Genomic DNA, 10930 nt, shown 5'->3' with positions numbered 1-10930 from the left:
ACTGCTGGCACTCGGCATCTACCTCGCCCTGACTCCCTTCCTGGTGAACTGAAGCCTGGGCGCAGGCAGCTCGGCCCGCACGTATGGAAGGACTGCCGATTGTGTGTCGGGAGGGGAGCTGGTCGGGTGCACATCCTGTCCGTAGCCGTCGGGGCCGGCCTCGGCCTCGCCGGGGCCGTGTTCGGATCCTGGTTCACCGCGCGCAGGCAGGATCGCATGCGGCTGCGCGAGCAGAAGCTGAAAGCCGGCGTCGGCTTCAACTCGGCAGTGGTCCAGCTGATCGACTACCTCCGCGACGCGCGGCTCAGTGACGACGGCGCCGGGGCCAACGAACTGGCAGGCCGCATGCAGGAAGCCCGCTCAGCCCTGTATCTGCTGTGCGCCGACGACACCGTGGACCTTGCCGACGCTCTCGCACGCCGGGGCTGGACCTCCCGGCCCAGCGAGGGCAGAGCCGACCGCATGGCGGAGCACAGGGAAACGGAGGAACTGCTGCGCCGCTTCACCCATCAACTGCGCCAAGAGATAGCCCAGACGTAGCCGCCGGCCCAGCCACCACAGCGCCAGCAAGACCGAACACCCCCCGGGTGGAATACGGCACTCCCTGCTCGAACGACACCCAGGCATGATGATCCGCTGCCAGTGAGCCCTCTTACGCCCGGCCCGTGAACACCGAAGATCCCACACAGCAGGCGCGGACACTCGCTTGGTCAACGAGCGGGGGTCGGCGCACGGGCTCGGAACTCTTGGTCGGGGTGCTGGTTGAAGGCGTTCACGATGGCCTGGTAGGCGGTGTTCGTCTCGGGCGGTTCGGGTCCGTCTCCAGCCGGTGCGAGTTCGGCGACGACCTTCCGGGTGATGGCCAGGTCCGCGAGTCGCGCTTCGGTCTCGGTCAGGGCGGCGGTCAAGTGCGCGATCTGGTCGCGTAGTTCTCCGACCCGAGCCGTTGTCTTGTCGTGCTGGGCCTGGAGGTTGGCCAACAGCTCGGTGATGTTCACGCGGCCAGCTCGAGGGTGTCGCGCCAGGCCGGACTCGGCGTGGTGAGGCGGCGGGCCATGTTCGCGTTGGAGGCCCAGTAGACGCGTGAGGCGGAGGTGTCGGGGCGGTGGTCGTACTCCCGGGCCAGACGGCGGTGCAGCATCAACATGCCGTTGACCTGCTCCACGATCCACCTTTTCGGCTGTGGGACGAAGCCTTTGCCCTGGTCGTCGGGGTTGCGGCGGACGACCTCGACGTCGATGTCCAACAGTGCGCCATGGATGAGGACTTCGTCCTTGAAGCCCTGGTCCACCAGGGCCTTCTCCAGACGCATCCCGCACCGCTCGGCGGCCTGGTCGAGCAGGGCGGTGCCGGCCGTGTTGTCGTGGGCGGATGCGGCCAGCACCACGACACCGATGACGAGTCCCAAAACGTCGACGGCCAGTCCCCGCTTTCGGCCCGACACCTTCTTGTTGGCGTCCAGCCCCGTCGTGGTCTTCGGGACACCGGCGGCCGCACGCACGGACTGGGTGTCGATGATCACGAGGGACGGGTCCTCTAATCGGCGGGCCTTCTCCCGCACCTGACAGCGCATGAGTTCCTGGATCCGCTGGTCAAGGCCGTCCTGGCGCCAGAGTGTGAAGTAGTAGAACACCGCCGACCAGGCCGGCAGATCGTGGGGCAGGTAGCGCCACTGACAGCCTGTCCGGTTCTGGTAGAAGATCGCGTTGACGACCTCCCGGAGATCACACGTCCCGGGGTCTCCGGTCGCGGACCGGCTCACCCGGTCCTGCTTCCAGGCCGTGATCATCGGCTCGATCAACGCCCAATGCTCGTCCGATAAGTCGCTCGGATACGGTCTTCGGTCCATGCCCGCATCTCAGCATGCACATGGCGAACGGTTGGCCAGTACGGCGATCAGTACCACGATCGAGCGATCACGAACCGAGGAAGATCGGACTTAACGCCCTCTGAATACTCACCAGGCGACTGCTGACGATTGGTGCATCGCCCGCCAGTCACTGGTGAATTGGTCACGGGACGTTGCGGACGTCTGAACGTCACGGGGGACACGCATGCAAGCGGCGTTGACGGCATTGCTGACGGCACTCGCCGACGGCGCGGGCGGCTCCCCTGGGGACGAGGCGCTGAGGGCCCTGGCCGCATTGGTGCAGGGAGGAGGTGACCCCTCGGGCTTCGACCCTGCATGCCTGGCTGCGACCGCGCATACGCGCGCAGCATAAGAGCCGCAGCTGCGCATGGAGTTGGGGACGTGGGCTCATGGGCTGCAGCGCGTTCTCGCGGACGATCTCGAGACGGCGTCCGCAGTCGCCGCAGCCATGGACCGGCAGGCGCCCGGCACCGGCGCCTGGTACCAAGGTGATCACGTCGACTTCGGGCAGGGCCTGTTCCTCGGCAACGTCATCGGCGCGTAGGTCGTGTACAACAACCTCGGCCCTGTGCCGCCTGCGATGGCTCAGCTCCCACCGACGCAGCCGGGTTTCACCGGCCGGGCGGACGACCTGCGCAAGCTTCTGTCCGCCCTCGCGCCGAAGCCGGGCCGCTCCACCGTCGCCGCCGTGACAGGCCTGGCCGGAGCGGGCAAGACCGCTCTCGCCGTGGAAGCCGCACACGCCGCGGACGGCAAAGGATGGTTTCTTGGCGGAACGCTCTTCGTCGATCTGAACGGATACGACGCGGTACCGGTCACCGCGGAACGCGCGCTGCACTCCCTCCTGCGTGCCCTCGGGATGCCGCCCGAGCACATTCCCTCCGGAGAGGCAGAGCGAGCCGCCCACTACCGCACACGGCTAGCGGAACGCTCAGATCGAGTACTGGTCCTCGTGGACAATGCCTCGACACCCGCCCAGGTGCGCCCGCTGATCCCCGGCGACATGCGCCACCGGGTCCTGGTAACCTCGCGCACCCGGCTGCCCGCATCTCTGGGCGCCATCTCGCTCTCCCTCGGAGAGCTTGCACCCGCTGCGTCCGTCGAGCTGCTCGACGAGGCGCTCCGCACAGCCGTACCCGATGACGCGCGGATCTCCGACGACCCGAGCGCAGCAGGCGAACTCGCTTCGCTTTGCGGCCACTTACCACTCGCCCTGCAGATCGCTGCCGCGCTGCTCGCGTATGACCCGGGGATGCCGGTCACGGAATTCGTCGCCGCCCTTAAGCAGCAGTACAGCGCGCGGGTCACTCTCCTTGACGACGGTGAGCGCAGCATTTGTGCCGCCTTCGGTCTCTCCTACAAACGACTGCCCGAGGACCAATCGCGGCTGCTGCGATTGCTGGCGCTTGCTCCGGGTTCGGAAATCAGCGCGCATGCGATCTGCGCCCTCGTGGGCGACGACACGGCCCCGGCGGGAACTCTGTCCGGACTGGAGCGGGCGTACCTCGTCGACCGGGGCAGCAGCCGCACGGAATGGCGACTCCACGACCTCGTGCGCGAGTACGCGCTGAGTGTCACCGTCGTCGACCCCGTGCTCAACGCGGAGGCCGAGGCGGCTCGCTCACGCCTCCTGCGCTTTTACCGGAGGTGGGCCAACGCAGCGGACGACCTGCTGCGAGATGTGCCGGTGGATCCGGGCACCGCTGTATTCGAGAACCGGGAGGCGGCACTTGACTGGCTGGACAAGGAGCGGGTGGGACTGGTTGCTGCCGTCCAATGGGGAACCGCCGACCTGCAACACGCCACAAGCGCCATCGACCTGGCCCTGTGCCTGGGTGAGTACCTGTGCTGGCGCAGCTTCTCGGACGACGCGATCCTGGTTGGCCGAACCGCCCGTGACCTCGCGGGCAAAGTGGGCGACGCCCTGGGTGAGGCGATGGCGTCCAACAACCTCGGCAAAGCATTTCAGTTAGCCGGAAGACTGGAGGAGGCCTACTTCGCCGTCTCCAGGGCCGCGGAGATCCATAGGGAGATCGGTAACAGGCAGTCCGTGGCGGAGCAGCTCAACAACATCGCGGTTCTTCTTACCCAGATGGGACGTTACGAGGAGGCAATCGAGGCCCTCACCGAGGCACGCGCCGCCTACACCGACGCCGGCGACCCCGACAACGAGGGCAGGGCGTGGAACAATCTGGGCCTGGCGCTGCTCGAGACGGGACGGCCCCGTGAAGCCACCGACGCCCTCACCCTGGCACTCAGCGCCTTCCAGCGAGCCGGTGATCGAGCGCGGGAAAGGGGAGCCTGGAACAACCTGTGCCTGGCCATGGAGGACTTGGGCGGGCCCGCAGCGCAATGAAGAGGGAGTGAGCACCCGACAGGCACCGCGGGAGCGAACACGAACGGGCACGTCTCCACACCCATGAAACGACCGGCTAAGCCAGCAGGGTCGTCTCGAGCCGCAAACGCCGTAGATCATTTCTGACTTTCGGCGGTGCTGACCTGGACTGTCCGGCAATATGCGCGTTCGTGGGGCGACTGCCGGTGGGGATGGATGAGCTGGTCGAGCACTGGGCGGTGCTCGACGACGAGGTTGAGCGCGTGGGGGAGTGCATCGAGCCACCGAGCGCGGAGCGGGTTATGCGGATGGTCAGCTCGGTCCTGCACACCGCAGAGGCGAGCTGGTTTGCCGCCGTCGCGGTGCGGCTGCCCGCAGAGGTGCGGGCCTGGCTGATGGCCTTGGTCGCAGCTGACGGCGCGGATGGCACCGAGGACGGCGAGGTAGCGGACCCCGGCAGGGAGTCGGTGCTGGCGCTGGTCAAAACGGTGCCCGAGAACGTGAGATTGGAGTCGATGTTGCGGGAGATCCGCAGGCTGACCGCGATCCGGGCGATCGTCCCGACGGCGTCGCTGTTCGCCGACGTCGCGCCGAGGGTGCTGGCGTCGTGGCCGCAGCGGGCGGCGGTGGTGTTCCCCTCCCACTTGCGGCGGCGTGAGCGGGAGGTGACCGATGCGCTGGTGGATCTGTTGATCGCAACGGTGCACCGGATCGGGGCACGCGGCTCGCGCTTGGCCATCGGCACCACCGTACCGGCCGGGGTGGTCCGGTGACACGGGCACAGCCAGACGGCCGCCTCCGGGCGCTCGCGGCAGACGAGCAAGAAAGTCCGATTGCCGTCATCCTCACGGCACTGCCTGTGGAGAGCCAGGCCGTACGGACCTACCTCACCGACGTTGAGACGCTCGTACATCCTTCCGGTACTCGCGCCGAGCGCGGCCGGCTCGACGGGACCTCCTGGTACGTCGCTCTCGCCGAGATAGGCGAGGGCACCTTGACCGCCGCCGTCCTCACCGAGCGCCTCCACAACTGGCTCCGCCCGCAGGCCCTGCTCTTCGTGGGTGTCGCGGGCGGGCTGAAGGACGACATCAAGGTCGGGGACGTCGTGGTCGCCACCAAGGTGTACGGCATCCACGGCGGCAAGCAGACCCCGGAAGGCTTCCTCGTCCGCCCCGAAGCCTGGCGCTCCTCCCACCGCTTGGAGCAGGCCGCCCGGCACGCCCTGCGCGGCAAGGCCCACTTCAAGCCGATCGCCGTAGGGGACGTCGTCCTCGCCGACGCTGAGTCCGCGATCGCCCGCCACCTCCACGAGCACTACAACGATGCCGTCGCCATTGAGATGGAGGGCGCCGGCGTCGCGCAGGCCGCCCACCTCACCGGCACCTTGGACGCCTTGATCATCCGTGGCATCAGCGACAAGGCTGACGCGCACAAGCACGAGCGGGACGCTGAGGGCTCTCAGCCGAAGGCCGCCAAGAACGCGGCCAGAGCTGCGGTTGCGCTGCTGCAGGAACTGGAGCCAGCACCCGATCCGCGGCTGACACCGTACCTGCAAGCCGTCCTCCGCGCCGCCATCGCCCACCCGTACCCCGGCCTCGTCGGCGCCGTCCCGCCGTCCCTCACCGATGTCTACATGCGCCAGCAGGCAACCTCCAAGACGTCCACCGGCCACGACGGCCCCGAGGGTGCGACATCGCCACGGAGCGCAACCGTCCTCAAGCCTGCCGAGGAAGTCTTCCGCACCGGCAGCAGCATCACCGTGCTCCTGGCGCCTGCGGGCTGCGGCAAGTCCACCCTCCTGCGCACACACCGGGCCGACTCCGCCGGCCGTTGGCTGGACAAAGAGTCCGACGCGAGCGTGCCCGTCCTGGTGAACGCCGGCGTCCTCACCACCGTGGACCCGCTGCCCGTCGCCCTGGCAAAAGCCGCGACCGGGGAGCTCACGCCCTTCGGGCTGCTGGACGAACTCGCAGCCGACCTCTTCCGCCACCCGCCGCGCCCCAGGACACCCTGGCTGGTCCTGATCGACGGCCTTGACGAGATCCCCGACACCGACACCCGCCGCGCTGTCATGCAGGCAATCATGGAAACCGCGGCGGCCCACCCCGCGCTGTATCAGTTCGTCGTGGCCACCCGGCCCCTGCCCACCGGGGACCTCGACATGCTAGGCCCCACCGTACCGGGATTCGAAATCCAGCCGTTCACCCCCGACGACCTCCGCAATTACGCCCGAAGCTGGTTCCACGCTCTGGATGATCCGGACCGTCACGCGGAAACGTTCACCATGCTGCTCAGCCGATCCGGTCTTGATGCCCTCGCCCGGACGCCCTTGATGGCGTTCATGCTGTGCCAGCTGTATGCCAGTCACCCCGGCCGGCAGCTGCCCCGCGGACGCAGCGGCGTCTACGCCGACTTCGTCGCATTGCTCTACGACCGCAACTCCCACAAAGGCGTCTCGCGCACCCAGCATGAGGCGGTGCTGCGACTGGTGGACCGGCATCAGATTCCCGACCAGCGACGGACCACAGAAGCGGCCGCCGTGCGTACACGTGAGCACCTGCCGGAGATCATCGACCACCTGGCCCACGAGATGCTTCACGGCCACACAAACCCCGCTGTTGACATGCTGACCTCGCACCCGCAGGCCGCTCGGCCCGGACCAGTCACAGAACCGGACTGGCACCGCTTCCTGAGCGACCTTCTGCGGCCTACCGGACTGCTCACCCATCGCGCCGATGGCTTCCACTTCCTCCACCAGACTCTTCTGGAGTTCCTCGCCGCCCGCCACGCCACCCGAGACGAACACGCTCGTGCCCAACTACTGGGGACACTGGCCGCCCACCAGGCCGCCGTTGGCGGAGGCATCGCTGTGCCACCGGGGATCTCTGAGTCCTACTTCGGGTTCTTGCTGGACCGGCTCCTGATGAGTGAGGATCACACCGATGCAACAATGGCCTACCTGAAGCGCTTGACCCGAAAGCGCGACGTAAACACTTGCAAGCTTCTGCTCGACCAGCTGCGCCTCGGGACCAATCTGCCGCCCACTCTCACGGCCGTTCGGCTGCTCCGCTCCACCAAAGACCCAGGAATTTCCGGATATCTTCAGGTTCAGTCGGCGCGATCCCTGGCGGAGATTCCGGGGCACGAGGACGAGGGCGCGGCAGCGCTGCTCCGCCTCGTCAACACCCCTGGATTCGATGACTGGCCCGGCCGTCAGTTCGGTGCTTGGGCAATGTTCCCGACGGTCGTGTCGGACGAACGCCCCCTCGGCCCTGACAGCTATAATCGGCTGCTGGCCGCGCAGTTTCTGGCGGCTGTTCCCGGCCACGAGGCCGAAGGCGCCGCAGCACTACAACGCATCGCCTTCTACGCTGGCTTCCTAAGAGAGATCAAGGCACAAGCGGCGCTATCGCTGGCCAGGGTGCGCGGTCACGAGGCCGCAGCTGCCACAGCACTACGGCTCTTCGTCAACTACGCCGGTCCCGACAGCGGAACTCGCGTGAACGTAGCGGAGTCTCTGGCGGCTCTGCCGGGCCACGAGGCCGAAGGCGCCGCAGCACTGCTGCGCCTCATCAACGACCCCAATCTCGACGACTGGCAGAAGGCGCGGACGGCGAAGTCTTTGGCAGCTGTCCGACGGCTCATGGGATCAGCCGGTGACGGGATGTCCGATAAGGGATCCCCCAACGAACACATGTGAGCTTGTCGACGATAGCCCTGCAGCAACGCCGACAAGATACGGGACCATCACACGCGGGGCGCCAGCGGCCGTCTTGGCGTTCCCGGCCGCGGGTGGAGTGGCGAATGTCGATGCAGCCGAAGCCGCCTCCGATGATGTCCCCCTCCCCCGAGGCTGCTATATCGCGTCAAGCGGTTCGGAGGAGATCGTCGGGGTTCGATCTGAGCGTTCGAGGATCTTGAACAGCTGGCGGCAGAGGGCTCGTTTCAGGCAGCGCTGTGCGTCGCGGGAGGTCTTGCCCTCGCTGATCCTGCGGGCAACGTATGTCTTTGTGGCTGGGTCCAGCCGCATCCGGATGAGCTCCGCAAGGCCGGACGCCGACGCCTGGTCACTCTCATACGACCGAAGGCCCCCAGAATGGCCGAGCGCCTGGTCGACGACATCTTCACCGCCCTGGACGAACAGACCGTGATCGTTCCCGGCACCGATGCCGCCGCACTAATCGTCCCCAGCCTCGCCGCCTCCCTCCAGGCAGTGCTCAACCAGCCCAAATCCTCGCCACCAGGATCGAGGAACTGCTGGCCAACCACCCTCTTTCGAAGGTCCTGACGTCCATGCCGGGGATCGGCGTCAGGACCGGAGCCCGCATACTCACCGACGTCGGCGACGGCAGCAGCTTCCCGTCGGCCGCCCACCTCGCCTCCTACGCCGGCCTCGCACCCGCCACCCCAGCTCCTCCATCCGCGGCGAACAACCCTCCCGACGCGGCAACAAACAGCTCAAGAGAGCTTTCTTCCTCTCCGCGTTCGCCGCCCTGGCCGACCCGGCCTCCCGCACCTACTACGACAAGAAGATCAAGCAAGGCAAGCACCACACCCAGGCCATCCTCTGCCTCGCCCGCCGCCAAGCAGACGTCCTCTTCGCCACGCTCCGCGACGGCACCTTCTACCAACCCCAACCCGCCCCATCAGCTTGACGAAACCCATAGGGGCACCCCCCCGGGTGATCTCGGGCTTCGCTGGGTGCAGGGGGCAGTTCCATGACAATTGCGCAGATGAGCCCCGCGCGTCGATACGCTGTGCGGATTGTTGCGGCTGATGTGCCGTTGAACCGCCAGGGGAGCCGTTCGTGTCCAACCGTGTCCAATCGGTGCAGCAAGGCGATCCTCATCGGGTGGGCCCTTTCCGGGTCGTGGGGCGGCTTGGAGTCGGCGGTATGGGCACAGTGTTCGCCGCACTCACGGCCACCGGCGAGCGTGTCGCCGTCAAGGTCGTGCACCCGGCGCAGGCAGCGGATGGTGAGTTCCGTGCTCGGTTCCGGCGGGAGGTGCAGCTGTCCCGGCGGGTCACCGGGCCGTGCCTCGTATCGGTCTGTGATGCGGACACCGAAGCGGCAACGCCGTGGCTGGCAACGCCTTTCGTGCCCGGGCCCACACTCGACGGGCATGTGGCGGCTGACGGCCCTGTGAAAGGGGCGCTTCTGTATGCGCTCGCCGCCGGTACCGCGGCCGCCCTGACCGCGGTACACACCCAGGGCGTCGTCCACCGGGACGTGAAACCACAGAACGTCATCCTGGCCCCCTCCGGACCTCAGGTACTGGACTTCGGCATCGCCCATGCCCTGGACGGCACTTCGGTCACCCGTACCGGGGTGATGACCGGCACTCCCGGCTGGATCAGTCCCGAGCACTACCGCACCGGAGCCGTCGGCCCCGAGGGGGACGTGTTTGCCTGGGGAGCCCTCCTCGCCTACGCCGCCACCGGCCGTCTGCCCTTCGGCAGCGGCGCCCCCGACGCAGTGGCTTTCCGCGTCCTGCAGGCCGAGCCAGACCTCGACGGCGTACCGGCCGCCCTGCGGCCGCTGGTGGAGAAGGCCCTGGCCAAGGAACCCGCCGACCGGCCGAGCGCCGCTAACCTCGCTGCTGCGTGCCACGAACTCCTCGCGGCCCAGGACACCGCCGTCCTCGTCCCCGACGGCCAGCAACCCACCCTCATATCCGACCTCGTCCAGGCGCACTGGCGCCTCGCGCCTGAATCCGAGCCCGCCTGGCCCGCAGCGCCCCGGCACAGGACCCGCACGCATCTGTACCTGACCGTGGCCGCGGCCGCCGCCGTCGTCGGAAGTCTCGGCGGTGCCCTCGCCGCGGCTTCCCAGACATCCGAAACCGCCCGCAACCCGGGTCCCGCAACGAGCAGCCATCCGGTCACCGCCACCGCCAGCACCGCCGTGCAGCAGTCACCCCGGGCAGCCGGCCCCGCGGCTCCGTCCTCGGCGCCGGCAGCGGTCCAGACATCGCAGCATGCTATGGCCCCCTCCCCCGCCTACACCCGCAGCGACAACGCCCAGCCCAACGTGGATGAGTGGGCCGACGCCCGGCTACCGGCCACAGCGGCAGAGAAGACCGCCGCACAGCGCCTGATCACCGATGCGGCGCCGGTACTCCAGGGACACCAGTACATGGGTGACACCGTGACCGTCACCTTCAATCCCACAGCCCAGACCATGTTCGTCACCTTCGGCCCCGGCCCCTACCCGGAAGGACAGAACTACCGCGACGACTTCGACTTCACCGACATCGTCCGCGGCCTCATGTTCGGCAGCTGCGCCGAAGCCCAGCACAACTTCACCAACGACACCACCTGGCCCTACGGCCGCGCCGCCCTCGTCTACCGAGAATCCATGGCCAGCCCCACCATCCTCGACTACCGCGAAGTCACCCACACCGACAGCTGCCGCGTATAGACAACCCCGACCACCCGCCAGGACGGACACCCAGCCAGCACTGTGCGCAGGAGGAGGTCGTGATCTACGACGACCTTCCCGACCCTTCCCGCCCACAGGGACCCGTGCGCAGCACCATGGCTGACGGGTGCACACCCCGACCAGGAACCGCACCACGGGCAACGCAACAATGACCCACGCCGTACACCACCACGACCCGCGAGCACCGCCTGAGGGGCCACGAAGTTTCCGGACAGGCACCCAATAGGGTTGTCCTGAGCAAGGAAACGAGGAAGAAGTGGCGCCTCCCAGTAAGTACTCGCCG

7 protein-coding genes and 3 pseudogenes are annotated in these 10930 nt (G+C 67.7%); 7 read left to right on the top strand and 3 right to left on the bottom strand.

Annotated features, from left to right (window positions below; all coding sequences use genetic code 11):
• The first annotated feature begins 126 nt into the window (after window positions 1-126).
• Window positions 127-540 carry a hypothetical protein gene (locus ACWDRW_RS39635; RefSeq protein ID WP_451733247.1) on the top strand — a complete coding sequence of 138 codons (414 nt, stop codon included), beginning with the start codon at window positions 127-129 and terminating at the stop codon, window positions 538-540.
• 170 nt (window positions 541-710) lie between these two features.
• Here the strand turns inward: ACWDRW_RS39635 and ACWDRW_RS39630 are convergent, their stop codons facing one another.
• Both ACWDRW_RS39630 and ACWDRW_RS39625 read right to left on the bottom strand, forming a co-directional pair.
• Window positions 711-998, bottom strand: coding sequence for a hypothetical protein (locus ACWDRW_RS39630; protein ID WP_451733244.1), 288 nt, complete (start codon window positions 996-998; stop codon window positions 711-713).
• Window positions 995-1849, bottom strand: coding sequence for an IS5 family transposase (locus tag ACWDRW_RS39625; RefSeq protein ID WP_451733241.1), 855 nt, complete (start codon window positions 1847-1849; stop codon window positions 995-997). Before ACWDRW_RS39625 ends, ACWDRW_RS39630 begins: the two co-directional genes overlap by 4 nt.
• A gap of 388 nt (window positions 1850-2237) precedes the next feature.
• Here ACWDRW_RS39625 and ACWDRW_RS39620 point away from each other — a divergent pair, with 388 nt between their 5' ends.
• The 4 genes and pseudogenes from ACWDRW_RS39620 to ACWDRW_RS39605 form a co-directional block, all read left to right on the top strand.
• Entirely contained in the window at window positions 2238-2414 is a 177-nt protein-coding gene (locus tag ACWDRW_RS39620) for a hypothetical protein (protein WP_451733238.1), read from the top strand.
• A gap of 3 nt (window positions 2415-2417) precedes the next feature.
• Entirely contained in the window at window positions 2418-4226 is a 1809-nt protein-coding gene (locus ACWDRW_RS39615) for a tetratricopeptide repeat protein (protein ID WP_451733235.1), read from the top strand.
• A gap of 191 nt (window positions 4227-4417) precedes the next feature.
• Entirely contained in the window at window positions 4418-4978 is a 561-nt protein-coding gene (locus tag ACWDRW_RS39610; protein ID WP_451733232.1) for a hypothetical protein, read from the top strand.
• Between the two features lie 68 nt (window positions 4979-5046).
• A pseudogene (locus tag ACWDRW_RS39605) lies at window positions 5047-5733 on the top strand (5'-methylthioadenosine/S-adenosylhomocysteine nucleosidase); the annotation flags it as partial.
• A 2328-nt stretch (window positions 5734-8061) separates the two neighbouring features.
• Here the strand turns inward: ACWDRW_RS39605 and ACWDRW_RS39600 are convergent.
• Window positions 8062-8244 (bottom strand): annotated as a pseudogene (locus tag ACWDRW_RS39600) (IS110 family transposase); the annotation flags it as partial.
• Between ACWDRW_RS39600 and ACWDRW_RS39595 the strand changes: the two are divergent.
• Window positions 8236-8860: pseudogene (locus ACWDRW_RS39595) on the top strand (transposase); the annotation flags it as partial. The pseudogenes ACWDRW_RS39600 and ACWDRW_RS39595 sit on opposite strands and share 9 nt — an antisense overlap.
• A gap of 239 nt (window positions 8861-9099) precedes the next feature.
• The gene (locus ACWDRW_RS39590) at window positions 9100-10626 is read left to right on the top strand and encodes a serine/threonine-protein kinase (RefSeq protein ID WP_451733229.1); all 1527 of its coding nucleotides are present in this window, start codon (window positions 9100-9102) and stop codon (window positions 10624-10626) included.
• Window positions 10627-10930 lie beyond the last annotated feature (304 nt).

This window comes from Streptomyces sp. NPDC003635 (genome assembly GCF_053587635.1).
The sequence above is the reverse complement of the archived record's forward strand: the minus strand, read 5'-3'. Positions and strand labels throughout refer to the sequence as shown.

Coding starts and splice junctions, on each gene's coding strand:
- ACWDRW_RS39625 (WP_451733241.1), bottom strand. CDS start 1,849: ATGGACCGAAGACCGTATCCGAGCGACTTATCGGACGAGCATTGGGCG.
- ACWDRW_RS39620 (WP_451733238.1), top strand. CDS start 2,238: ATGGAGTTGGGGACGTGGGCTCATGGGCTGCAGCGCGTTCTCGCGGAC.
- ACWDRW_RS39610 (WP_451733232.1), top strand. CDS start 4,418: ATGGATGAGCTGGTCGAGCACTGGGCGGTGCTCGACGACGAGGTTGAG.
- ACWDRW_RS39590 (WP_451733229.1), top strand. CDS start 9,100: ATGGGCACAGTGTTCGCCGCACTCACGGCCACCGGCGAGCGTGTCGCC.